Here is a 24337-nt window from a genome sequence, read left to right on the forward strand (position 1 = left end):
TTTTATTTTTGTAATTGTGCTACTTGCTGAGTTAGCTTTTTATATAGATCGGGATTGATCTTATCCGCATACTCTTGAACCACTGGTGCTACCTTTTCTAGTATTTCGGCTTTAACTGCTGGATCAATTGGAGTGTATGTCAGCTCAGCATCAATCATATTTTTCAATGACTGTGCATCGGTATCTTTCACCGCTGAACGCATATGATTGATCGCGATCTTAGCTCCTTCTTGCAATGCAGTTTGCTCTTGCTCAGTGAGACCGTCATAGAACTTTTTGCCTACCACAAACACAACCCAAGAGTAGACGTGGCCAGTATCAGAAACATATTTCTGTACTTCGTATAAACGTTGAGAGTAGATATTGGTATATGGGTTTTCTTGACCATCAACTACCCCTTGTTGCAGTGAAGAAAACAGTTCTGAAAACGCCATTGGCGTTGGGTTGGCTCCTAATGCTCGGAACGCATCTAAATGCGCTTTGTTTTGCATCGTTCTCAGCTTAAGCCCTTTAAAGTCCTCTAATGTATGGATTGGTCGAACATTGTTGGTTACGTGACGGAAACCAAAGTTCCCGTAACCCAGACCAACGTATCCCGCCTTATCTAGTTTGGATGACAATTCTTGCCCCCACTCACCATCAACAACTTGGTTAGCAATTTCTTCTGTTGGGAAAATAAAAGGGAGCGTTAAAATGTTGAAATCTTTTACAATATTACCCAGAACAGCAGGAGAAGGTAGGTTCATTTGCACAGCATTAAATTTGATCTGTTCCAGTGCTTCTTGGTCACTGCCAAGTTGGTTGCTCGGATAAACCGTTACCTCAATAGAGTTATTGGTTGCCGACTCAACGTATTGTTCGAATTTTTCCATTGCCGCATATTCAAAGTGCGACTCCGGAACACCAATACCAATACGCATTGTTTTGGCAGCATTTGCATGAATAGAGACCGCTAACATAGGTAGCGCACATGCGGTTAGTAGGGTTTTGAGTTTCATAGTTTCACCTTGTTGTTATAGTTGATTCCAAGCATTGCGATAAGCGATTGCATTTAACTCCACTTCAGCAAGCGAGGTACCGCGCTTATAAAGATTGGAGCCGAGTCCAAATCCTTCTGCCCCAACGTCAAGGTACTCTCGCATTATGGCTGGATCTGGATTTATTCCCCCAACAGGCAAGCACATAACTTCAGGCGGAAGAACCGACTTGATTGCTTTTAGACCTGTAGGTTTAATTACTTCAGCAGGAAAGAGCTTTAGCACTGTCGCACCATTGGCAATCGCATCAAATGCCTCTGTCGGCGTCGCGACACCACAACAGACAAGACACTGATGCTCTACTGCCTTTCTAACTACCTGCGGATTCATATTGGGTGTAACGATCAGCTTTGCACCAACATCTAACACTGCATCAAGCTTCTCTTCATCGGTAACAGTTCCCGCTCCGATAATGGCTTCATCACCAAATTTATTGACTAGCAGCTCTATGCTCTCTAGTGCGTTCGGACTATTTAATGGGATCTCAATCAACCGAAATTCATGCTCAATTAATTTGCTGGCTAGTTCTAATATCTCGTTACTCTCCACTCCGCGCAAAATCGCAATAAGAGGGTTATTTTTAAACCATGGATTGTTTCGAAGTTCAATTGAGTTCATATTATTTGTCCAAATCTAATCGGTAAAATTGATACATACCTTCTAGAAAGCATGCTTGCCCAGAAACTATTTCACCTTGGTAATTTAAAAAGTCTAACGCTATAGAATATTTATCAGACAGCGATTCACTACCTATAATGTAGTGTTTTTCCTCTCTATTTAAATTACTTAATTCATTGCCTATCAGAAGCCCAGACAGATACTCAAGAACATCTTTTTCAGCTATTTTATCAAACAGACGATTAGTGCGGGCACTAAATAAAATACTATTTAATGAGTGTCCATACCCAAGCTCTAATCCTAAATAAAATGCTTCTCTAGAGAGTAATTGTTGGTCAAGGTTTAGCCCTAAGATGGAGTGTTTCTTGAGTAAGCTAAATAACTCTCCAGTCATATAAGTAGAAAAAGAATCTAGTTTCCCTTGGCGCCAAATTGCATGCTTACTATGCGTCCCAGGTAGAATTGCACTGAAGTTATTCTGGTTAGCAATACGTGATAAACCAATCAACTGGACTTCTTCTCCGCGCATGACGTCCGGCTGACCACATGCATTTATGCATGTCGCTCCAGCGACAATTTTTACGCTCGACGCCCAATCTTGTTGGATAGTGACACTGTGTTGTAAAAACTGTTCAGGCGTCGCCGGCAGGGAGACATATCTTGCCTCTATCCAACCTTGCTTGGAGCCCACCATCCCAGCCATATAGATATTTGTCGTCTGGTTTAACCAATCACCTAATTGGGCTTTCAACGCTTTATCAAACCGCTTATCGGCTACAGATAACAAGCCTAGCTCTGCTGATTTTTCCCCAATACAGGCGCCATCTTCGTTCATCAAGAAGGCGCGAAAATTGGTGGTTCCCCAATCAACAGCAATCCATGTATTACCCATTCAACCTCCAAGTCAGACAATGAGCACATCTTTGTATGACAAGAAGAATAAGTAAAAAAATTTGACTTTGTTGTGATGATGGTCAAAAAGTCTACAAGATGAACTTGGGGAACGTCACATCTTTACCAATAGTTTTGCCAATAGCATCCATAATAATATTTCTCATTACAGATCGAGCTTTTTCCACATCCCGCATTCTAACTGCTTCCATTAAATCAAAGTGCATTTTAATCGCTGGTGCACTTAATTCCACCTCTTGCTCAAGCGTATGTTTAAATGTCATACCCAATGCAGTAATTAATGCATCCCCCATTGAAAGAAGAAAACAGTTGTTGCTCGATGCAATTAGTGCTTTGTGGAATTTAATATCACCTTCATTAAATAAATCTCGGTCAACTGTTTTTTCACCTTTAACCATTAATTCATAGCCTTCCTCTAACGCAACTAAATCTCTTGAAGTCGCATTTAACGCAGCTAATGCAGCAATATTAGGTTCAAAAATAAGTCTTGCTTCCATCAAACTTGGAATCAACTCGTGGTCAACATCAAACTCAGAGATCCAGCGTAACAGTTCTATATCAAGCCAGTTCCATCTGTTACGTTCATTAACTATGGTGCCCATTTTGGCAACGGTAGATAAAATGCCCTTCCCTGCTAAAGTTTGTATTGCTGCGCGAATTGAAGTTCGAGACACGCCCAACGTGGTCGCTAGTTCGTTCTCTCCAGCAATGGAGTCACCAGGAAGATACTGGCCTTTGAGGATTTTTTCTGCGAGGTGGTTTGCTACGATTTGTGTTTTTGTTAATGCCATCTTGTGTTACAAGTGTTCGTTTCTAGTTATACAAATGGTAGCTATTTATATGAAGATATAATGTGACAGGAATATCAAAAAGACAACCTACTTTCAACAAGGTATCAGTACTACGCTCAACGTGTAACACATAAACGAAACCATCCAGCAGAAGAGCACAGTACTACAACACATACCCATACCAGCTCCCCACAAATTAAATTACAATTAACCCAAAGCCCCTAAATCAACAATACGGTATCAATGATCACTTGGAAGCAGTCCCTTGAAGGGTACGAATGGTTAATTCATCAAGTTTGGTATCTAGAGGTTAAACCTAACGAGGTAATTAGTTCGCCTCCACAATTGATCCCAAACCCGAGGGCTCATCTGCTATTTACGCCACCGGAGCAGCGGTACCATTATGACAATGGCGAACAGGTAATGAATGGGCAAGGTAGTCATTTACTCTCGGCCTCCGAACACTTGTTGCTAATGGATGATGTTGCTCCTTTAAGGCGCATTGGCATCACCTTTCAACCTGACGCACTTTATTTACTCAATCCACAATCCTCTGAAATACTAAATCAATGTGGCTGGTACGATTGGTTAGCCTTATGCTTTGACAAGTCATTTCAGGCTTCGTTACTCGACTGTATATCTCAACAAGAAGTCGTCGGTTGCATAGAAAAGCAGCTTGAATATTTAGGATTAAGCTATCAACAAGACAAAGCCCATTCATTAGTTTCTAAGGCTCTCTCCGTTATCGCTAACCAACTAAATAGTGATGAAGCCAGCGAGCTAAATGTTGAACAACTGGCGCAAGATTGCAATAGCACTCGGCGCACGCTTGAGCGGCACTTTCGCCAAGTTATGGGGCTCAGTATTAAGAAATACCAATCAATGCTAAAGCTGGAACAGATGGTGCTCGCATTATACCAAGAACCAGGGCCTGTGGATTGGGCTGCATTCTCTCAACGATTTGGTTTTAGCGACCAATCGCACCTCATAAAACAACTCAAACAGCAGATTAAACGAACACCGAATCGCTACCTGAATCAACGCGACCTTACTATAGACATCTATGGCGACTTTGAGACGTAATTTGTCGCAAAAGTACAATTCATCTTTGGAAGAGTTCATTAACATGGCCTGCAAATAACGAGGTAAACTATGTCATATTCAAAATTAAAACACGGCGAGTCAGTACCGTTTAATGAAATGCTATCTATACAATTGATCCAACAAAAGGATCTCGTCGATATCTTCAAGATGTTTGATGACGAAGAAGTAAATCAATACCTGTTTTTTGCCCCAGCAGACCAAGCCTTATACCAGGGATTTTTTGCTCCCATTGTTGAAGATACTGAAAAAGCACTCGAAGAGCAGCGCTGGCCCGATAACCCAACTTTTGTCATTCGAGACCATCAAGGGCAATACATGGGGATGACTGCCATCACCCAAGTTATGTTCTTAGAGGGTAACCACGAGGTAGGTTATCAGCTTCCAAGGCTCGCTTGGGGACAGGGTATTGCTACCCGTGCATGCCAACTTATGACGGAATTGGCATTCAATGAACTAGGCAGTCATAAAGTCTGTGCCGACTGTTATGGTTCAAATGTTGGCTCATATAAAACGCTAGAAAAGTGTGGCTATGTCAGAGAGGGCGAGCATGCTGATTACTACAAAACCACGCAAGGTTTTGACTCTAAGTTGTTTTATGGCATGACGAAACAACAGTACTTAAAACGTACCTAAACGTTTCTGTAGCATATGGAGTGGTTAAAGTGTTCGAACAAGCTGCTTACTCTTTAACCACTTCAGCCCTTCTCGCTTCGCTATCCCTTCAATTCGTTCTGTTTCAATAAATCGCACGACAGATTCTGCATCGGTTTTTGAATATTCTCGTAATGCCCAACCTATTGCCTTTTGGATGAAGAACTCTTTATCTGATTGGTTTTCTCGGATCAATTCAAAAAGCAAAGCTCTATCGGTGTTTTGCTTGAATTTTAACTGATAGAGGAGCGTTGAACGTCGCAACCAGATATTTTCCGACTGCCGCCAATTCCCTATGACTTGCGCAGTTTCTTCGGGAAAGCGAACAAAATAACTCGCCAAAATATGTGTTGCTAGCATATCGACAGTGTCCCACCATGACTTCGTGGTTAACCAGTGCTCTAAGTCCTTTAACATCGCTAACGGTAATTGAGTTTTGAGTTTGATAAGCAAGTCAACTGCGACCATTTGGAACTCTCGCTCGGGCTGCAACCATAGCTCATCAATCACACCTGAAAGCTCATCCAAAGAAGGAAGTTGGCTCTTGGTAAATAACGTCTTTAAAGCTGCTCTTCGTGGCGTAGACTGAATACCGTAGAAGGTATACTGGTCACGCATGTAGGCTTTCATAAAGCTGGCGTTTTCAGCGTTTGCCAATGGTTCTAATACTGCTTTTACTGTTTGATTCCATGGGTGCATATCTTCAACACTCCTCCTACGAATTATTCAACCATCTACCAATCTGAGGAAAAAAGCTGTCTAGAGCGTACACTACCCCTATGACTAAAGACCACCTGAATTAAGCCGCAACCACCATGGTTCTGTTCCACACTCCCAATAAAATGGTTGCGAAAAGAACCCATACCATAACAGCGGAAACTAAGGTCCCACTTAGGGTTAAGAAGTAGCTGAAATAGTACACAGCCAATAGATAGGCGGCATACGGGAGTAATGAATAGATCCCAAACAGTGCCGTCATACGAAGCGCTTCCATATTGCGCTCAGTACCCACGATGTAATGGGCAATAAGCGCAAAGCTAGGAAACAAAGGCACTAGCCCAGCGATATAGAAACTTTTACTTTTCGAAAGAATCGCAATAATCAAAACCGCTAGAGATCCAATCAAGCACTTAATAAACAAGGCGATCATTGGTTAAGCCAAATTGAAGAATAGCTCGTCGTCGGTCATGTATTTATGCTTACTGCCTAAGTTGCGAACATGCATAAACATAAATTCCGGGAAAGCTGGAGCTAGCAGGTCGTTTGGCTCCCACACTACTCCACCAACAAACACATATCGCCCTTGCTTCTCTTCATGGTGGTGAGGGTTATTCAACTCGGTAGAGAGTTCGGCTCGTGCGCCATCTATCACGCACACCACTTGCCCACGAGCAACACCAATCACTCGATTCACCAAGTTAGCTTTCATTCCACACTTCCATGCTTGACGAGTAGCCCACTCAAAGCCGAGTTTGCGAACACCTTTGTGCACGTTGACGATTAAGTTCATTGCTTGCGATCCATGATTGTCGGTCATAACAAGCATCAGGTTAGAGCGGATGGTAAAGACTAGCGAGGAATAGGTAGAGGTGAATTCTCAGCCGATGGTAAAACATGCAAACAATCGTAGCATTAATGAGGCAGCCTACCAATGTTTAAGCTGTAGGCTGCCCAGTTTGGATTAGGTTAATGACTTGTTTGTGATTTTGTCAGATTGACGAGACACAATTTCCGCTTCGAACCAGTTTTGAATCTCAAAACCCTTGTTCTCCAAACGATTAAGCATCAGTTTGGCCATTTCTTCGCCCACACTATGCGTATCGTAATGCAAGGTTGTGATGGAAGGTTTACTGTAACGACTGTGCTCATAGTCACCATAGCCGGCAATCGCAATATCGACACCAGGCTGATAACCAAGCTCCTCACAAGCAGCTATAGTACCTAACGCCATGGTGTCATCAGCACACAAGATCGCCGTTGGGCGATGAGCTAATGACAATACCTCTTTTGCCATCTTGATCGCATCTTCTTCGTTCAGTTCACCGTTGAGCAATAAACGGTCATCCGCACATAGACCGGCCTCTTCCATAGCTTTAACATACCCTCGCTTACGAGCTTGAGAGAGCGTCAATTCAATAGGCGCGTCTAGGAAAGCAATACGCGTATGTCCATGCTCTAGCTGACGTTTTGTCATTTGATAAAAGGCATGTTCATTGTCAACGTCGACAAAGCAATCTTCCTCAAAGCCGATATCGTAACCATGACAGATATAAGGAAACTGCTTTTGTTTTAGCATGGCAATACGTTCATCATTGCTGCGTGTACGAACAATAAAAAGCCCATCGATCAGGCCACTTTCAATGAAATCTGAGTAGACCTTATTCTCATCTTGGCAATCAGCAATCGTTGTTACGATCAGTTGGTAATCATGACGAGCAAGAAATGCTGAAGCTCCCGCCAATACTTTTGAGAAGGCGGGTGAAACGAACATCCGCGAGTTCGCCGGTAGAATGATACCAACGTTTCTTGATTTACCAGATGCGAGACGCTTCGCTGTTGGGTTAGGTTTATAGCCTATCTCCTTTGCCGCAGCCAACACCTTTTGTCGAGTCTCTGGGTTTACATCGTTGTATCCATTTAACGCCCGCGAAACGGTAGATTTAGAGAGCCCTAAATGTTCTGCTAGTTTTTTTATCGACATAATATCCTTAGCACTCACTGACCAATAACTGACAACGACCGACGGAGGTAACTGCTTGTGGCGTCAACACTCCGTCCTTCAGTTGTGAATAGTACTCTTGCCAACCTTTTTGATTGGAGATGACCTCATTCTCTAAATCATTTTTACAATAATTCAAGCAGTTAACCAAGCGGTGTGCACCATCATCTAAGTAATCTTTGTTTCGATAGCAACCTTCTAACATAAACCTCAGCAGTGCAAGTGCGATTGGCGTTTTCGAGACAAACGTACCGGTAAAGGGATACAGTTTTTCTTTTAGCGCTTCAATTCCTAATGGATGCTGTTTAGCGTAGCCACTAAATAACAGCACTCGTTCGATATCACCGAGCACCTTTCCAGCCTCCGATACTTCCATGACTCGTCCCGCAAACGCTTCTTTATCGTGGCGCATAATCAGCCCGGGTTGATGACTGTACGCAAGGTAATGATCATCGATTGGGTTAGCTAAGGCAGACAATATAAATGCCTGGTCTTCAGCTCGATGGATAAACGTTGGCGTATAAGGTTGGAACTCATACAGTGCGTCGATCAAGATTCCGTTGGTTCCGCCAGTGACATGCACACGCTGGATGTCATCTCTCTGGCTGATGACTTCTTCTTGAGTGGATATAGCCTGCCCCCAACGAGCACAGAACAGTTGCTCAAACATGGCATAATCACTGCCCGTCGGCAACGTCACATCAGGGGTAAACAGACCCAAGTGAGCATCGCATTCATTGACCAGTCCACCAGCAATCATGCCCAGTTTGACTTTGTGACCATTGTTATCAACTGCACTAGCGCCCCAATTAGAATCCAAAAAGTGTTCAAACGCAGATTTGCCCGTTTCGTTGATGAGCATGGTTTGGTCGAACACTTGGTCAAGGTCAATTTTGAATGTGGCTTTGAGCTCTGGGTTCACTGCTTTTTGCCACAAAGGCGCAACAGCTTTGAGGAAGCTATAGTGTCTTCCATATGCCCCGTTTACTCCAAATACACCTTTAAGATCATCACTCGCCTCTGGAAATGCATGACGCAGCACCTCAAGACATTCACTTTCACCAAAAACGGCTACATTGAGGTGTTTGAGGTTAAGGTGCGTGTTGATCTCAAACTCGACATACTGCTTCGCAATGTCGGCCAGCGCAGGGTGTGTCACCGAGCATGAGAGCACGATAGTTGCCTTAGCGTCTGGTGCAAGGTTGCCTCGGTCTACTTCCCCAGACAACGCTTTATCAAGGTGCTTTAAACCGTAAAGGATCTCATTCTCTTCGGCAGAGATACCAACAGGAATTGGATGATCGTACCAATACTGTTGCTGCTGGTTTTGAGCCTGCTGTAAGGTTTGATGGAAGCACTCCCCCAAAGTTAAGTGGCTAACATCATCCCCTCGGAGTGGCACACCCAATAACACATTGCTCGTGAACAAGACCTGTTCAGCGACATCTGTAATCGCCTGTGACGACTTGGTCATATTATGCAGAGTTCGATTGCGGTGAATATCCTCTCTTACCTTTTCGGGTGTCGATTTAGCCACTATAGCTTCGGGGCTGAATAGTTGCCACAGAGGATTATCGCCTTTGGGTAACTCATCATAGTTATGTGAAAGCTCGGCTTCAGCGTCCGGTACAAACGCATCTAAAAACTCCAAGACAGGATGGTGTTTATTTATGGTAAGAAGTTCACAGGCAACATGATATTCAACATGGTCAAGCTGCTGGCTAATGAACCACGCGTGACAAAGCTGACTTGAAAGATCAGAGCCTTTTAATAAAGAAAACTGATTATTAACGTTGAGATATTCACAGATTTTCGGCAATAGAGACATATTGGCATCCATAAAAAATCCCCTTCACAAACCTATGAAGGGGATTAGCAATTAAAGGCGTTGCTCTGTTTTCACATCAAACAGAAGGACACGAGATAAGTCGACGAGCAAGTCCATTTTTTGGCCGCGTGTTACTTCTGAACGAAGGTCCAAGCGTGCTTTCACGTTCTCTTCTCCCAACTTAAACAACACTTCTTTATCAAACCCCATCGGTTCAACTAGGTCGATGTTGATGTTATCGAAGTTAAAGGTTGTGTCACTCTCCCCAAAGAACTCCTTGTCATTGAAAAAGTCTGGACGAATGCCCACTTTTACAGCAAGTCCCTCCGCCGGTACTGCCTCATCAAAATGAACTCCGGTCAGCAGCTTTCTAGGCAGTTGATATCCTCCTAGTTCCAGATAGTCGTTGTACAGTGTACCGTCCATAATGTTCATTGACGGAGAGCCAATAAAGGTCGCAACGAAAATATTAACTGGATTGAGGAAAATCTCCATCGGAGAGCCGACTTGCTCAATAATACCATCGCGCAATACCACCACTTTATCCGCTAGCGTCATTGCCTCGACTTGGTCGTGGGTAACATAAACACTGGTGCGGCCAAATCGGTTATGGATTTGCGCAATCTCGGTGCGCATGTGGTTACGCAGTTTGGCGTCCAGATTTGACAAAGGTTCATCAAACAAGAAACAGTCAGCATCACGTACAATTGCACGACCCATAGCAACACGTTGGCGCTGGCCACCAGAAAGATCAGCAGGCTTTCTCTTGAGATAATCTTCCAGCTTGAGCATTTTGGCAACATCTTCCAACCGGCGCTGGATCTCCGACTCTTCCATCTTTAAGCGGCGTAGAGCAAACACGATGTTCTCTTCAACGGTTTTGTGCGGATACAGTGCGTAGTTTTGGAACACCATTGCGATATTACGATGTTGTGGTTCGACATCGTTAACCACTCGGTCACCAATGGAGATCTCACCTGATGTCGCCTGCTCAAGACCTGCAATCATGCGTAACGTCGTCGATTTACCACAACCCGATGGGCCAACTAGCACCACAAATTCGCCATCTTCGATATCAAGACTGATGTTTTTTACAACCTTGGTGTCACCGTAGTTTTTAACAATATTTTTTAATGAAATAGAAGCCATAATTATTAACCTTTCACACCACCATCAGTTTTGCCACCATCCATATGACGCATAGCAAACAAGAAACACACTACGACTGGAGCCAGAGTTAACATGGACGCTGCCATGATTCGATCCCAAATCGCATTTTTCGATACAAATAGCTCTTGTAGCGCGAGTGGCAATGTGTAGAACTCTTTGAATTGTTTTAAGAATACAGACGCAAACAGGTATTCATTCCAGCCGATAATAAAGCAGTACATAAATACGGTTGCGAGCATAGGTACCGATAGCGGCAATACCACCTTCCATATTGCTTCTTTGCGCGAGTAACCATCCATCATCGCCGCCTCTTCTAACGCAAAAGGAATCGTGCGGAAGTAGTTACCCAGCATATACAGCGCGACTGGCAATGTTTGCACAATATAGATGGCGAAGAGACAGAACAGACTACCCCACATACTGGTCGCTAACCCGACGTTTACCGCCATTTGATACAGCGGTACCATCAACAGTACGCCGCCCACCATATAAACGAAGAGCACCGAGCGCTGAACAATTACCTGCCCAGTAAATCGCAGGCGCGAAATGGAATAAGCCCCCATGACTGCGAATATGAGTGACACCGTAGCCGCTCCCGCAGATATGGCGAAACTATTCAGCATAAACCGGCCAAAGGGAAACACATCAGAGTTACTGGCGTATTTCGCCATAATGGCGTCTTTCTTATCTTGAGGCAGCTTAGGGTTCTCAAGAATCTTTTGTATTGCTGCCGGTATCTCTACCTGTTTTTGCTCAGTTAAACCTAATAATTCCTTATAGGCGTCGAGATTAACGACCTGCGGAATCAATGACGGGTTGCCCCAGTCAAACTGATGTTTTAGTGAAGTCGACAGAATTTGCGCAAATGGAAGTAAGCAGAAGCTCACCAGTAAGAAAATTGCTAACGCAAATCCAATACGTCCTTTAATTGTTGGTTTTCCTAACATAATGAATTACCACTTAAGAATTTTCTTAACATAGAACCAAATCAGCACACACAAGACGCTGAACTGAATCACGGAGGTTGCAGCAGCAAGCCCTTGATCAATGACCCCGGTGAAGGCTTGGTAGTACGTAAATACTGGAAGAGTTTGAACATTGGGCGCTAAAAGGAACACGTCTTCAAAGCGGTTCAGGTTCCAAATCAAACGTAGAATCACTACCGTTGCCAATACGAAATAAATCTCTGGCAGCGTCACATGGAAGAAACGTCCAATTGGTCCATAACCGTCAATCGCCGCCGCTTCGTATTGATCTTTAGGAATCGACGTCAACTTGGATAGGATCAATAGATATGCAATTGGGAAATGCTTCCAAACATCAAAGATAATAACGACCCAAACAGCCGAACCCGGCTCACCAATGAGGTTGGTTCGTTGATTCCAGATATGCAGTACATCAACCATTAACCAGTTAAAGACACCGTTGACAGGGTCAAAAAGAAATTGCCAACCAAACACAACGGAAATAACCGGCGCAAAATATGGCATAAGGATAGCGGCACTCACTAGGCCACGACCTCGGAACGGATTACGCATCAATAATGCGACTGCGAGTCCTAACAACGTAGTGCCAGCAACAGTGCCAAATAGGTAAATACCGGTTGTTGCAATTGATGAGTAATAGTCTGGATTTGCCAGTAAGCGAGCGTAGTTGGCAATCCCGACAAAAGTTTTGTCACCGTTCAGCTTTACATCAAAGAAGCTTAGGTAAACATTAAAAACGATTGGATAGAGTATCAAAAGCCCAATAATGCCAATGGTCGGAGCGACAAGCTTCCACCCGAACCGCGCTTCTGCTCTCTCTAATGGTGTCATGGTAATTCCTTGTTAATCTGAGGCAGCGCACCATGCTGCCCCGTAAAGGTTCTTAGTGAAGGTGCGCCGCTGGTTAGCCAGCGACGTCTTTCGCTATGCAGAGTTAGTTTTTGATAAGCTGCTGCATCTCGTTTTCAGCCCAATCCAACGATTTTTGCGTGTCTTGTCCTTCAATCACAGAGCTATAGATCATGCGTGGAATGATTTGTTTCGAGAAGATTTCACCAGATTCAGGGAACGCCTTACCGTCCACAATGGAGAAGTTCTTGATGTTCTCAAAACCGGCAATGATCTCCTTAATGGACTCTTTACCATAGTTAGCAAAAATGCCTTTTGGATCATTAAGGAATTCATCAGTTTCAGCGATGTCTCGAAGCATAGGAAGGTGGCCACCAGGTGCCATATGAGAGTATGCAACAACCTGATCTTTCTCGTTCATGTATTCAATGAACGCTTTAGTCGCTTCCACTTCATCCTTGTTGTCGTTCTTCATGATAGAGAAACCAACCAAGGTACCAAATGTAGAAGCAGAAGTATGAGTGATTGCTGGAGCTAAACGCGTGTTCTTCGCTAGATTAGGATCAAATGTCGCGCCTTTAAGATCTTTGAAGTTCTCGTTACTCAATGAACTTGCCGCAGCTTCGGCGAGTGCAATGTCATCCATGATATACGTGGAGTAGAAGAACATCGCTAGCTTGCCTTGCAAATAGTAGTCACGTGCGCGCCATGTTTGTGGACCCGGAGGTGTGTACTTTGAAAGATCTTTATAAAAGTCTAAAACTTCTTTTTGCGCTTCAGAGTTGAATATTAGGTTGCCGTCTTTATCAAACTGACCTGCATCGTTTGATAGGGCAAACTGCGTATAAACTTGCTCAGCATAGCTATCCGCTTTAGTGCCAATTAAGATGCCGTATTGGTTTTCCTGAGGCTTATTAAAGTACTTCGCCGCTTTTTGAATGTTTTCCCATGTTGTCGGTGGCTCTAAACCCGCTTCCTCAAACCAGTCAGCACGATACCAAATACCTTGAACCCAACCACGATATGGTAGAGCAACAAATTTATTGTTGTCCGGGTCTTCTACCAACTTCAATGAACCTTTATAAAAACGGTCTTTACCTACTGCTTCTATGGTTGCGGTCGTGGCGTCTACATCAACAATGCCTTGCTCAGCAAACGCTAATGACAGGTTAGAGCCTACTTCAATCATATCGGGGAGCGTATTCGATGCGGCAGCTGCAGCAATCTGCTTGGGCATGTCATTTTCATCTACTGCCACTACTTTTACATCGATACCTGGGTTCAATGCTTCGAACACATCAGCCATCACTTCTATCGTCTGAAGGCGGTCTGATTGGGTTTGTGTTGTCCAATACTCAACTGTAGTCGCTTGTGCAAGGCTGGATAAGCCTAAACCAGCTACGGCAAGTCCAAGGGTCAGAGTTTTTAGTTTCATCGTTATATCCTTTACGATTTAGGATTCATGTAATTTATGAGTCGCCAGCCAGGCTGGCTCTATTTTCTACTTAGCTAACCACATCACTTGATATGGTTGTACAGTAACAACACCACTTAAGTTGTTACCAGAAATCAAATCGTGAGAGACTCCTTTAAGCACTGCATTGGTATCTAGCTCAACCGCGTGATTTGAAATATTAATAGCCACCAATACTTGCTCATCACGCACAAAAGTGACCAATTGCTCACTGGTTGCCACTACACGCTGACTTGCGCTAGGAGCAAATGCTCTCTGTTGCTTACGAATACCCAGAATATGTTTAAAGCGAGATAGCACTTGGGCACGACGAGATTCTGGATTAGCCAACTCAGTTTCCACTTCAGTACGTTCGAGCTTTTCACGGTTAATCGCGCGGTTATACCCTAGGCGTTCCAATCCTTCTATATCGTTTCCCGACCCCAATAGACTGTGTACATATATTCCAGGAACCCCCGCCATCGAAATGAGAATGGACTGGGCCGCCATAAAGCGATCTAGGTTAGTTTGGTCATCCGAATTCGCATCACGGATGGCATCGAAATAGTTGATATTCAGCTCATAAGGGCTTTGTGTACCGTCACCGTTATCTTTGTATGAAACGCGGCCACCATTGGTCTGCACTACCGATAGTAAATGGTCGACTTGCTCTTTGTTTAAGATACCTTCTACAGGACGCACACCAATGCCATCATGAGAGGCTAAAAAGTTGAAGAATGTGGTCTGTTCCGAACACGGCTCTAAGCTCGACATCCATTCAACAATCTTTTCACTGTTGCCAGTTTGCAATGTATGCAGTGTTAATGGCGGTAGCGGGAACTGGTACACCAAATGAGCTTCATTCTCACCATTGCCGAAATAACTAATATTGTCGTTATGCGGTACATTGGTTTCAGTGATCAATTTAACGTGAGGAGCCACGGCACTCATTAATGCTCGCAGCGCCTGAACAATGGCATGAGTTTGGGGCTGATGAATACAAGGGGTATCCAACTCTTTCCACATAAATCCAATCGCATCAAGGCGAATAAAAGAGGCTCCTTGCTGAGCATAAAACAGCAGTAGCTCGGCAATTTTCTGAAACACTTCAGGACAACGGAAATTAAGGTCAATTTGATCTTCGCTGAACGTAGTCCAGATATGTTTTGTACCGTTTGCGGTTTCAAAAGTCGTCAGTAATGGTAATGCTCTAGGGCGTGTAACTGAACTGTAGTCTCGGTTTGGATTAGCTTCGGTGAAAAACTCTCGATACTGCGTTTCCCCTTTTAAATACCCTTGAAACCAATCACTGGATTTTGAAATATGGTTGATCACCCCATCAAACATTAGGTCATAGTTGTTCGACAATGATTGAACATCTTGCCAATCACCCAATTCTGGGTTGATTTTCCAATAATCAACGACAGAAAATCCGTCGTCTGAGGTATAGGGATAACACGGGAGAATATGCACCGCAGAGAGCACATCCGCAGCATTATCGTTTAAGAACTCTCTTAGGGTATGAAGAGGTGCTTCTCCTTGTTTTTTGATTGAATCACCATACGTAATCAGCATGATGTCGTTTTGATCTACCCATTGCTTTTTGCCCACATACTCAGGCTGATTCGCAATAACATTGAGAAGGTTGGGGATGAGTTCATTAAGTTGAGCTGGCGAATACACACCTGCCAAGATTTGTTGCAGGTCTTTTTTAACTTGAGAGTTAGCCGTCTGTTCCTGAGCCATGTTGATATCCATTATTACAAATCAAACAACCAAAACCGGTTTTGATACTTTTCCAAAAAATAGTGGCTTTTAATTTAACCACTTGATAATTGCGACTTGCACCTAGTCTAAACAGGCTTTATTGATTATTAATTGAGCCAAGTCTCATTTTTTCAGATAACCAAAACCGGTTTTGGATTATCGTGAATTCGATCACTAATTTGTAAAACTATCATTATATCCGTTTATATAATCCTCTAAATTACGTCCAACCACATTCAGAAATTATAGGGAAAGTGAAACATGAATATCCTCCTTACACACTTTCGTGTAGGCGAAACTGATGGCGTATCTCTTGAGATGGACAAATGGAAATGGGCTCTGGAGAGCTTGGGCCATAAGGTTTTCTATCTAGCCGGGAGTTCAGGCAGTACAGACGCTGATCTCGTGCCAGAGTTACATTATTTAGAGCCATTCAACGACAAAATCATTCACAACGCTTATGTGAGCCGCGATGATTACGCATCAGAATCGGTTTTGTTAGACGCCATTGAACATCGAGCCAATGACATTGCCGCAGGTATCATCAAGGTTATCGACCAACGAGATATTGACATTATTGTCCCAAATAACATGCTGTCACTTGGCTATCACCTACCAGCCGCACTCGGTATTATGAAAGCGGTCGAAGCCACGCAGACTCGTGTTATTTGCCATCATCATGATTTTCATTGGGAACGTGTTAAATACTCAAACCCAACGTCTCCAGGCATTCAGCAACTGCTCAACACCCTCTTTCCTCCTAAACACCCACTGGTTGAGCACTGTGTGATCAACCGTATCGCGCAAACAGAACTTCAAAAACGCCGCGACATCGAATCTACGGTGGTGCCTAATGTGTTCGATTTTCAGGGCAGTGATTGGAAAGTTGATGAATACAATCAAGATCTGCGAGCACGATTCGGTGTCGGCGCAAATGATATCCTGTTTCTGCAAGCAACACGTATTGTTGCAAGAAAAGGCATCGAACTGGCAATCGACTTGATTGATGCAATGAGCAGACAGCGTGAAGAGCTCGTTGGAAAAACGCTCTATAACGGAGAAATATTTAGTGCAGACAGTCGCTTAATCCTTATGTTTGCAGGAATGTGTGAAGAAGACAGTTATCTTGACTTATTGAAGAATAAAGCCAAGGCCTGCAACGTGGAATTACTGTTTATCAATGATTGGGTAGGTCATTCTCGCGGTGAGAAAGAAGGGCAAAAAGTCTATTCTTTGTGGGACGTCTACTCACACGCAGACATCATCACCTACCCTAGTTTGCTAGAAGGTTGGGGAAATCAATTTCTAGAAGGACTTGTCGCTAAAGTCCCTATGGTAGTGTATCGCTATCCTGTATTTGACTTAGATATCGCCGATTACCAATTTAACATTATCGACCTTGGCAATGACCATCAAGTGGATGAATCTGGACTCGCTGTCATCGCTCCAGAAACGTTAAACGGCGCCGTCAATTCAACACTTGAGTATCTGTTTGATGCTGAATTGAGATCATCCGGTATGCAACAAAACTATGACATTGGCGAAAAGCACTTGTCTTATGGCGCATTAAAAGCGATGCTTTCGGACATTTTTCAAGGATAAGGTCTAGTCATGAAAGCACTTAGCTGTTTTAAAGCTTATGATATTCGCGGCAAGTTGGGAGACGAACTCAACGAGGATATCGCCTACCGCATTGGCAGAGCATATGCGCAATTTCTAAAACCTAAAACCGTAGTTGTGGGTGGCGATGTTCGTGAGACATCAGAAAGTCTTAAACTTGCCTTGGCGCGTGGCATTATGGATGCAGGTTCCGATGTTGTTGATATCGGTATGACAGGTACAGAAGAGATTTACTTTGCGACCCAGTCACTGGACGTAGATGGCGGAATCGAAGTCACCGCAAGCCACAATCCTATTAACTACAATGGGATGAAACTGGTTCGAGATAACGGTAAGCCAATCAGTGGTGATACTGGTTTGAACGACATTAAGCAGCTCGCTGAACAAAATGACTTTGAGTCAATTGCTCAAGTTGGACAATACAAAAAACTGTCTAACCTTGATGAATACACCGAGCATTTGCTTGGCTACATTACGCCGAACAACATCAAGCCACTTAAGCTGGTAGTAAATTCAGGCAATGGTGCTGCAGGTCATGTTATTGACGATCTGGAAGCAAAATTCGCCAAGTTGGGCATTGCCATCGAATTTATCAAAGTTCATCACCAACCTGACTCTAGTTTCCCAAATGGTATTCCTAATCCACTACTACCGGAAAACCGTGCCGCCACTTCTGAAGCAGTTGTAAAACACGGTGCTGATATGGGTATTGCATGGGATGGTGACTTTGACCGTTGCTTCTTGTTTGACGAGCAAGGTGAGTTCATTGAGGGCTACTACATTGTGGGTCTATTAGCAGAAGCGTTCTTGCAGAAGAATCCAAATGCTCGAATCATCCACGATCCTCGTTTAACTTGGAATACCATCGACATCGTCACAGAGAATCGCGGTACTCCGATAATGTCTAAAACGGGACATGCTTTCATCAAAGAGCGTATGCGTTTGGAAGATGCAGTGTATGGCGGCGAAATGAGTGCGCACCATTACTTCAAAGACTTTGCCTACTGTGACAGTGGAATGATTCCTTGGCTGCTTGTCAGTGAGCTTCTTTGTGTGAAGCAGCAGCCGCTCTCTAAGTTGGTTGCCGATCGTATTGTCGCGTTCCCATCTTCGGGCGAAATCAACGCCAAACTGCAAGATCCAAAAGCTGCCATCAAGCGCGTTCAACAAACTTTTGAACACGATGCCCTTGTTGTCGATTATACCGATGGTCTCAGCATGGAGTTTAATGACTGGCGATTCAACTTACGTACCTCTAATACTGAACCAGTGGTGCGACTGAACGTAGAGTCACGACACAATACCGAATTAATGTCCTCAAAAACTCAGCAGATTCTCGATCTGCTTAGCTAGCCTTCAGAGAGGGAGTGACCACTCCCTCTCTCTTTTCTCTTCCTCAAAAACACCTCAATTAAATTAACTAGATTAATGTAAGCCAACTATTTACATGCGTAAGATCACACTATCTAACCTTTCTCATCAGTAAATCCGTCAATAACGCTTATCACGTGACCACTTTCACAGATCAATTAAATTAACTCAGTTAATGTAATTGCAATAATGAAGCGCTAGACTCCAAATCTGTGCAAACTTCTACTGAAACGGAATGCAACTCAATGTCCCGATTAGAACTAAAAAATATCTGTAAAAATTTTGATGATTTTGTCGCATCTAAAGACATTAGCTTTGTGGCGGAAGAGGGAGAGATGGTTACTCTTCTTGGGCCTTCTGGCTGCGGCAAAACAACGTTGTTAAAAATGATCGGTGGTTTCCACACTCCCGATTCTGGTGAGATTCTAATTGGCGATGAAAACATCACTAATGTTTCTCCAGAAAAGCGCAATACCTCTATGTGTTTTCAATCTTACGCGCTTTTCCCTCACTTGAGCGTTGAGCACAACATTGCCTTCGGTTTGAACCAAAAAGGCGTAGCAAAAGCAGAACAGATTGAGCGCGTTCAAGAAGCCGTCGCACAGGTCGATCTGGGTGAACATTCTCATAAAATGCCAAGCGAATTGTCAGGTGGACAACAACAACGCGTCGCACTTGCTCGCGCGATGGTGACTCGACCTGCTGTAATCCTATTCGACGAGCCATTATCTAACCTAGATGCGAAATTAAGAGAGTCGGTTCGTTTTGAGATCCGCGAACTTCAAAAACGCTACAATCTTACTGCTATCTACGTGACACACGATCAGGCAGAAGCACTAGCCATGTCAGACAAGATCGTTGTGCTTAATCGTGGCCGTATCGAACAGATTGGTACCCCGGAAGACATCTACTATCGTCCAGCAAACCGCTTTGTTGCTGACTTTATTGGTGCCGCTAACATTCTACCTGCACAAGTAAACAAGACGGAGCAAGCCAACACTTACTCGGTCACAACAGAAATTGGTGATTTCATCGTTGAATCTGATGAACCACCAAAGTCAGACAATATTTTTGTTTGTTGGCGACCAGAAGACGCTCGCTTAGCTGAAGATAGCGATATCAACCGCTTCCAAGTGCGCGTCAATCAAATGGCTTTCATGGGTAATGTCACCGACCTTCTAGTGGAATCACTTAATGAAGTTCCACTAGAAATGCGTATTCAATTACCAAAACAGCCTAAGTTCCAAGATAACCAGTTAACATTCAGTTTCCCTAAGACTGGCATTAGGTTCCTTGAAGAGGTGCCGCATGACTAGTCTACGCACCCACTGGAAAACCTGGCTCATGCTATTGCCTGGCGTAGGCACCATCTTACTTTTGATGGGTTCAACGTTTTACATGGTGGTTGCCCAGAGCTTTGGTTTTCATAACATGATGGGAGAGAGTGGCTTCTCCACTGAATTTTGGCGTGATGCACTTGCTGACCCAACACTTCACAAGTCACTGATTTACTCTATTAAAGTATCAGTCATTGGCGCTCTTGGCGCGGTGTCTCTGGCCTACCCGCTTGTGCTCTGGCTACGTAAGCCCTTTACCGGTTCAACCACGATTACAGGTCTATTGCGCGCTCCTATGTTCATTCCAGGTTTGGTTGCCGCTTTCTTGTTGGTTAACGTGATTTCGTACCATGGTGTGGTTAACCAAGGCTTGATGTGGCTTGGCATTACTGAAAAACCGATTCGTATGCAAAACGACAACTTCGGTTGGGGAGTTATTATTCTTCAAATCTGGAAACAGCTGCCGTTTGCAATGATTCTACTTGCGGGTGCGGTGAACTCAATTCGAAATGATGTTCTCGATGCCGCCTCAGATCTTGGCGCAAACGCATGGCGTCGCTTCACTGGCATCGTGTTCCCACTATCTATACCAGCCCTGCAAGTATCTTTGATTCTAATTTTCATCGGTGCTCTAGGTGACTACTCGTTCTACTCGATTGCGGGCCCTAAGAACACTTACTCGCTATCTATGTTAATGCACATTACCTCAACAGAGTTTATGGAATGGAACAAAGGTGCTGTTGTGGCCGTCATCATCATGGTGACCGCTGTAATCGCCTCACTGGCTATCTCTCTACTGACTGCCCCACTAGCCACTAAGAAAGGGAAGCTGAAATAATGACTGCACTCGCCTCAACAGCAAAAGCACCACGCCGCAAACTGCCGAAAATAAGAACGGCAAATGGCAAACTGATCAACAAAATCGCTATTGGACTGTTTCTTGCGGTCAACTTCTTCTGGTTAGGTGTGCCATTTATTATGGCGCTCATCTGGTCACTCGTAGACCCGGAACACCCATGGAGCTATCCAGATGTTCTTCCACCGGTGATGTCATTCGGACGTTGGACAGACATGTGGGAAAACTCAGGTCTAGTGGAAGCACTAACTAACAGTTACTCGATTGCTCCAGCAGTCGCTCTTTTGACAGTATTGCTCGCACTTCCAACGGCTTACGCACTAGGCCGCAAGGATTTTCCGGGCAAGAAAGTGGCCGAAGTTGTCACACTTCTACCGCTTGTTATGCCGGGTATGATCATCGGTGTCTTCTTTAGCTCGATGCTGATCAACCTTAATTTGTCTAACGCCTACCTTGGCATTGTGATTGGCCATACGGTACTGGCTTTGCCTTATGCTATCCGTATTTTGTCAGCCAGTTTCAAAAGCGTTCCTCAAGATCTTATTGAGGCAAGCCGTGACTTAGGTGGCAGCCCTTGGACAACATTTAAACACGCGTATCTGCCAATGCTAAAACCTGGCTTATTGGCATCGTTGATCTTCTGTCTGGTGATCAGTATTGAAGAATTCAACATCGCCTTTGTTCTTGGATCACCGGATTATGTCACCGTACCGACCATCCTGTATTCCTACTTAGGTTACTCTTTCATCCGTCCAAACGCGGCGGTGGTATCACTCATCCTTGTGATTCCAAACGTAATTTTGATGCTCATTATCGAGCGTTTGCTTAAAGGCAACTATCTGGCGGACTCTACCGGTAAAGCCTAACTGTACCTACAACTATAAAGATATTAAGAGAATGGATTTATGAAAAAATTAGTTCTAACCGCAGCCATGACTGCACTTGCAGGTCTTTCTACCAATGCATTGGCTTATGACCTAAACGACATGACATGGGATGAAATTGTCGAGCAAGCGAAACAAGAAAAAATGGTGAACGCTTACATCTGGTATCTACAGCCTGAATTCAGAAAATTCTTTAAAGAATTTGAGAAAGAGTACGGCATTAAAGTTCGCGTGCCAGAAGGTAATGAATCAGGTAACCGCAATAAGCTACTTGCTGAAGCACGCCGCGACCAAGGCAGCATCGATGTGATGGCACTCGATACTGTGAAACTGCCGATGCTACTGCAAAGCAACGTCGTTTATGGTCCACTGACCGATATTATTCCGGGTAGCGAAAAGTTAAGAACTAATCTTGTTGGCGTCGACACTCAAGGTTATGCCTATGCGTTCTGGGGCAACCAAACAGGTTTTGCTTATGACCCAACTCGAGTCGATGAAAACAACCTGCCTCAGTCTTTTGATGACCTGACAACTTGGATCAAAGAACACAAACAACAGTTTGGTGTGAACGATCCAAACAAAGGCGGTGCAGGTAATGCCTTCATTCAACGTGCAATTTACTACGCATCAGGCAACAACGATGTCTACTTCCAAAATGAAATGGACAAGTCTGTAATTCCTACTTGGTCAAAAACGTGGGAGTGGTTTGAAGGTAATCAAGACAACATCGTTATTACCGCTTCAAATGCAGACAGCTTAACGCGCATCAATGATGGCGAAATCTCTATGGCACCAGCTTGGGAAGATCATCTAGCAGGTCTACAGAAAAAAGGGGCGATCACTAAACGTATCAAGTTCTATATTCCAGAGTTTGGTATGCCAGGTGGCGGTAACATCATCCTAATGCCGAAAAATGCTAAGAACAAAGCAGCGGCTGCGGTATTCATCCACTGGATTACGTCGGCACAAGCACAAACGGGCTTAAACGCAACGTTTGGTGCAGCACCGCAGCACCCAGATGCTGATGACTCCAACGCACTTATCGACAACGCACAGCGTAAGTACAGCTCTGAGTTCTTTACATCAGAGTACGCAACGGAAGCCAAGAAAGCATTTGTTCAAAACGTACTTATGTAACATTTTTGCCCGGTCTTTGGCCGGGCCTATTTGGTTTGAAGGTTAAATGTGTCAATGTATGTCATTGATTTAGCTTTCAAATCAAATAGAAAGAGATTTTCAGTTAAGGAAACACCATTGATAGATTTCGGAACAGACACACAGCGTTCAATTCTTGCATTGATCCGTCAACAAGCACCAACCACACGAGCAGCCCTTGCTGAGACCAGTGGTTTAACGCCTGCGGCCATTACAAAGATCACCAAGAAGATGCTTGATGAAGGTCTTATTGTCGTCACTGGTAAGCAACAGGGGGGCAGAGGTCAACCTGGTATTGAGCTAGGTATTAACCCTCAAGCAGCCTATAGCTTAGGAGTAAACATAGAGCTGGAAAAAATCAGCATTGAATTGGTAGACCTTGAAGGAGAAGCTATTTTCTCTAAAGCCATTCAAGGCATCTATTCAGACCCTCAAAGCGCACTTGAAGAACTATCTAGTCTTATCGATGTCACTTCTGTTGCCTTTGGTAGCGAGTTTTCTAAGCTAATTGGAGTTGGCGTTACGACCAGTTGCAACTTCAACAAAGAGTCTAACACCCTCACCATGCCTCCTCACTTAAAAGCCTGGGAGCAAATCGACATCAAAGCCGCGGTAGAAGCTAAATTCAATTTGCCATGCTGGATTGAGAACGACGGTATAGCCGCAGCATTGGGTGAATCTGTGCGCTCCCGCCGAAGTACTGGTGCGAACTTTTTCTATCTATATCTTGGTTATGGTATTGGTGGCGGTCACTTCTTTGAAGGCGAAGTCTATCGCGGTGCACGAGGCAATGCGGGTCGCATTGGTAAGCTGTTTCCTGAGCGTGACAATCGTCCTTCTCTGTCTTGTCTGTATGAAAAACTAGGGCTATCGGAGCCTAGCGCTCACCGAGCCGATACGCTTGCGACTTTGTTAGAAAAGAAACCGGAAAAAGTGGTCGAATGGAAAAGTAATGCTCAGTTGCAACTAACGTCTGCGCTGCAAGCTATTCGCTCTATTTGCGATCCAAACGAGATCATCATTGGCGGTTTGTTACCACCACAATTAGTCGAAGAACTACACCTTGCTGCCATTGCATCCATTCAACAGTATCTCGAACCTGATGAAGCCATGCCTAACATTGTTCCGGCGGCCATTTCCGGTGACAAAATTGCAGCCACAGGTGCGGCTATGCTACCTCTATACAACCTCGCTTACTAAAACAACTAGCACGAAATAAGAACAACAAC

The 24337-nt window shown here is 44.1% G+C and carries 23 protein-coding genes; 9 read left to right on the forward strand and 14 right to left on the reverse strand.

Annotation, left to right across the window (positions count from 1 at the left end; translation table 11 throughout):
* Positions 1-2: 2 nt before the first annotated feature.
* The 4 genes from OH456_RS10070 to OH456_RS10085 form a co-directional block, all read right to left on the reverse strand.
* Positions 3-998: a TRAP transporter substrate-binding protein gene (locus tag OH456_RS10070; RefSeq protein WP_006070843.1), complete on the reverse strand. Its 996-nt coding sequence runs from the start codon at positions 996-998 to the stop codon at positions 3-5.
* A gap of 15 nt (positions 999-1013) precedes the next feature.
* Complete coding sequence (locus OH456_RS10075; RefSeq protein WP_006070842.1) at positions 1014-1655, reverse strand: 2-dehydro-3-deoxy-6-phosphogalactonate aldolase; 642 nt, start codon at positions 1653-1655, stop codon at positions 1014-1016.
* 1 nt (position 1656) lies between these two features.
* On the reverse strand, positions 1657-2547 hold the full coding sequence (locus tag OH456_RS10080; RefSeq protein WP_006070840.1) for a 2-dehydro-3-deoxygalactonokinase: 891 nt from the start codon (positions 2545-2547) through the stop codon (positions 1657-1659).
* A gap of 91 nt (positions 2548-2638) precedes the next feature.
* Positions 2639-3358 (reverse strand): FadR/GntR family transcriptional regulator, encoded by a 720-nt coding sequence (locus OH456_RS10085; RefSeq protein ID WP_006070838.1) that lies wholly within the window; start codon positions 3356-3358, stop codon positions 2639-2641.
* Positions 3359-3601: 243 nt separating this feature from the next.
* Here OH456_RS10085 and OH456_RS10090 point away from each other — a divergent pair, with 243 nt between their 5' ends.
* On the forward strand, positions 3602-4441 hold the full coding sequence (locus OH456_RS10090) for a helix-turn-helix domain-containing protein (protein ID WP_270033392.1): 840 nt from the start codon (positions 3602-3604) through the stop codon (positions 4439-4441).
* A 69-nt stretch (positions 4442-4510) separates the two neighbouring features.
* Positions 4511-5095 carry a GNAT family N-acetyltransferase gene (locus OH456_RS10095; RefSeq protein ID WP_270033393.1) on the forward strand — a complete coding sequence of 195 codons (585 nt, stop codon included), beginning with the start codon at positions 4511-4513 and terminating at the stop codon, positions 5093-5095.
* Between the two features lie 24 nt (positions 5096-5119).
* Here OH456_RS10095 and OH456_RS10100 read toward each other — a convergent pair whose 3' ends face one another.
* The 10 genes from OH456_RS10100 to OH456_RS10145 form a co-directional block, all read right to left on the reverse strand.
* Positions 5120-5812, reverse strand: a complete 693-nt coding sequence (locus tag OH456_RS10100; RefSeq protein ID WP_270033394.1) for a DNA alkylation repair protein — start codon at positions 5810-5812, stop codon at positions 5120-5122.
* A 100-nt stretch (positions 5813-5912) separates the two neighbouring features.
* On the reverse strand, positions 5913-6263 hold the full coding sequence (locus OH456_RS10105; RefSeq protein WP_031493215.1) for a GlpM family protein: 351 nt from the start codon (positions 6261-6263) through the stop codon (positions 5913-5915).
* A gap of 3 nt (positions 6264-6266) precedes the next feature.
* Entirely contained in the window at positions 6267-6623 is a 357-nt protein-coding gene (locus OH456_RS10110) for a hypothetical protein (protein ID WP_006070829.1), read from the reverse strand.
* 171 nt (positions 6624-6794) lie between these two features.
* Positions 6795-7814 carry a LacI family DNA-binding transcriptional regulator gene (locus OH456_RS10115; RefSeq protein ID WP_006070828.1) on the reverse strand — a complete coding sequence of 340 codons (1020 nt, stop codon included), beginning with the start codon at positions 7812-7814 and terminating at the stop codon, positions 6795-6797.
* A 7-nt stretch (positions 7815-7821) separates the two neighbouring features.
* Positions 7822-9672: a hypothetical protein gene (locus OH456_RS10120; RefSeq protein ID WP_252039166.1), complete on the reverse strand. Its 1851-nt coding sequence runs from the start codon at positions 9670-9672 to the stop codon at positions 7822-7824.
* Between the two features lie 39 nt (positions 9673-9711).
* The gene (locus OH456_RS10125; protein WP_038227313.1) at positions 9712-10809 is read right to left on the reverse strand and encodes an ABC transporter ATP-binding protein; all 1098 of its coding nucleotides are present in this window, start codon (positions 10807-10809) and stop codon (positions 9712-9714) included.
* Positions 10810-10814: 5 nt separating this feature from the next.
* On the reverse strand, positions 10815-11777 hold the full coding sequence (locus OH456_RS10130; protein ID WP_006070823.1) for a carbohydrate ABC transporter permease: 963 nt from the start codon (positions 11775-11777) through the stop codon (positions 10815-10817).
* A 6-nt stretch (positions 11778-11783) separates the two neighbouring features.
* A complete protein-coding gene (locus OH456_RS10135; RefSeq protein ID WP_006070822.1) occupies positions 11784-12647 on the reverse strand; it encodes a carbohydrate ABC transporter permease in 864 nt (287 codons plus the stop codon).
* A 103-nt stretch (positions 12648-12750) separates the two neighbouring features.
* Positions 12751-14100 (reverse strand): ABC transporter substrate-binding protein, encoded by a 1350-nt coding sequence (locus OH456_RS10140; RefSeq protein WP_270033396.1) that lies wholly within the window; start codon positions 14098-14100, stop codon positions 12751-12753.
* Between the two features lie 66 nt (positions 14101-14166).
* On the reverse strand, positions 14167-15864 hold the full coding sequence (locus OH456_RS10145) for an alpha-amylase family glycosyl hydrolase (protein ID WP_270033397.1): 1698 nt from the start codon (positions 15862-15864) through the stop codon (positions 14167-14169).
* A gap of 282 nt (positions 15865-16146) precedes the next feature.
* On the opposite strand from OH456_RS10145, the gene OH456_RS10150 reads away from it, so the two are divergent.
* The 7 genes from OH456_RS10150 (at position 16147) to OH456_RS10180 (ending at position 24308) form a co-directional block, all read left to right on the forward strand.
* Positions 16147-17487 carry a glycosyltransferase family 4 protein gene (locus OH456_RS10150; RefSeq protein WP_236109371.1) on the forward strand — a complete coding sequence of 447 codons (1341 nt, stop codon included), beginning with the start codon at positions 16147-16149 and terminating at the stop codon, positions 17485-17487.
* A 9-nt stretch (positions 17488-17496) separates the two neighbouring features.
* Positions 17497-18858 carry a phosphomannomutase CpsG gene (gene cpsG, locus OH456_RS10155; RefSeq protein WP_270033398.1) on the forward strand — a complete coding sequence of 454 codons (1362 nt, stop codon included), beginning with the start codon at positions 17497-17499 and terminating at the stop codon, positions 18856-18858.
* A 263-nt stretch (positions 18859-19121) separates the two neighbouring features.
* Positions 19122-20192: an ABC transporter ATP-binding protein gene (locus tag OH456_RS10160; protein ID WP_270033399.1), complete on the forward strand. Its 1071-nt coding sequence runs from the start codon at positions 19122-19124 to the stop codon at positions 20190-20192.
* Positions 20185-21051 carry an ABC transporter permease gene (locus OH456_RS10165; protein WP_038227318.1) on the forward strand — a complete coding sequence of 289 codons (867 nt, stop codon included), beginning with the start codon at positions 20185-20187 and terminating at the stop codon, positions 21049-21051. Before OH456_RS10160 ends, OH456_RS10165 begins: the two co-directional genes overlap by 8 nt.
* Positions 21051-21935, forward strand: coding sequence for an ABC transporter permease (locus OH456_RS10170; RefSeq protein WP_006070810.1), 885 nt, complete (start codon positions 21051-21053; stop codon positions 21933-21935). Before OH456_RS10165 ends, OH456_RS10170 begins: the two co-directional genes overlap by 1 nt.
* 39 nt (positions 21936-21974) lie before the next feature.
* A complete protein-coding gene (locus OH456_RS10175) occupies positions 21975-23090 on the forward strand; it encodes an extracellular solute-binding protein (protein WP_006070807.1) in 1116 nt (371 codons plus the stop codon).
* 117 nt (positions 23091-23207) lie between these two features.
* Positions 23208-24308, forward strand: a complete 1101-nt coding sequence (locus OH456_RS10180) for an ROK family transcriptional regulator (protein WP_124941431.1) — start codon at positions 23208-23210, stop codon at positions 24306-24308.
* Positions 24309-24337: the final 29 nt, after the last annotated feature.

This window comes from Vibrio sp. La 4.2.2, assembly GCF_027586995.1.
GTDB classification, from domain to species: domain Bacteria; phylum Pseudomonadota; class Gammaproteobacteria; order Enterobacterales; family Vibrionaceae; genus Vibrio; species Vibrio mediterranei.

Coding starts and splice junctions, on each gene's coding strand:
- OH456_RS10150 (WP_236109371.1), top strand. CDS start 16,147: ATGAATATCCTCCTTACACACTTTCGTGTAGGCGAAACTGATGGCGTA.
- OH456_RS10070 (WP_006070843.1), bottom strand. CDS start 998: ATGAAACTCAAAACCCTACTAACCGCATGTGCGCTACCTATGTTAGCG.
- OH456_RS10095 (WP_270033393.1), top strand. CDS start 4,511: ATGTCATATTCAAAATTAAAACACGGCGAGTCAGTACCGTTTAATGAA.
- OH456_RS10120 (WP_252039166.1), bottom strand. CDS start 9,672: ATGGATGCCAATATGTCTCTATTGCCGAAAATCTGTGAATATCTCAAC.
- OH456_RS10080 (WP_006070840.1), bottom strand. CDS start 2,547: ATGGGTAATACATGGATTGCTGTTGATTGGGGAACCACCAATTTTCGC.
- OH456_RS10105 (WP_031493215.1), bottom strand. CDS start 6,263: ATGATCGCCTTGTTTATTAAGTGCTTGATTGGATCTCTAGCGGTTTTG.
- OH456_RS10090 (WP_270033392.1), top strand. CDS start 3,602: ATGATCACTTGGAAGCAGTCCCTTGAAGGGTACGAATGGTTAATTCAT.
- OH456_RS10170 (WP_006070810.1), top strand. CDS start 21,051: ATGACTGCACTCGCCTCAACAGCAAAAGCACCACGCCGCAAACTGCCG.
- OH456_RS10145 (WP_270033397.1), bottom strand. CDS start 15,864: ATGGCTCAGGAACAGACGGCTAACTCTCAAGTTAAAAAAGACCTGCAA.
- OH456_RS10115 (WP_006070828.1), bottom strand. CDS start 7,814: ATGTCGATAAAAAAACTAGCAGAACATTTAGGGCTCTCTAAATCTACC.
- OH456_RS10160 (WP_270033399.1), top strand. CDS start 19,122: ATGTCCCGATTAGAACTAAAAAATATCTGTAAAAATTTTGATGATTTT.
- OH456_RS10125 (WP_038227313.1), bottom strand. CDS start 10,809: ATGGCTTCTATTTCATTAAAAAATATTGTTAAAAACTACGGTGACACC.
- OH456_RS10135 (WP_006070822.1), bottom strand. CDS start 12,647: ATGACACCATTAGAGAGAGCAGAAGCGCGGTTCGGGTGGAAGCTTGTC.
- OH456_RS10075 (WP_006070842.1), bottom strand. CDS start 1,655: ATGAACTCAATTGAACTTCGAAACAATCCATGGTTTAAAAATAACCCT.
- OH456_RS10175 (WP_006070807.1), top strand. CDS start 21,975: ATGAAAAAATTAGTTCTAACCGCAGCCATGACTGCACTTGCAGGTCTT.
- OH456_RS10165 (WP_038227318.1), top strand. CDS start 20,185: ATGACTAGTCTACGCACCCACTGGAAAACCTGGCTCATGCTATTGCCT.
- OH456_RS10085 (WP_006070838.1), bottom strand. CDS start 3,358: ATGGCATTAACAAAAACACAAATCGTAGCAAACCACCTCGCAGAAAAA.
- OH456_RS10140 (WP_270033396.1), bottom strand. CDS start 14,100: ATGAAACTAAAAACTCTGACCCTTGGACTTGCCGTAGCTGGTTTAGGC.
- cpsG (WP_270033398.1), top strand. CDS start 17,497: ATGAAAGCACTTAGCTGTTTTAAAGCTTATGATATTCGCGGCAAGTTG.
- OH456_RS10110 (WP_006070829.1), bottom strand. CDS start 6,623: ATGAACTTAATCGTCAACGTGCACAAAGGTGTTCGCAAACTCGGCTTT.
- OH456_RS10130 (WP_006070823.1), bottom strand. CDS start 11,777: ATGTTAGGAAAACCAACAATTAAAGGACGTATTGGATTTGCGTTAGCA.
- OH456_RS10100 (WP_270033394.1), bottom strand. CDS start 5,812: ATGCACCCATGGAATCAAACAGTAAAAGCAGTATTAGAACCATTGGCA.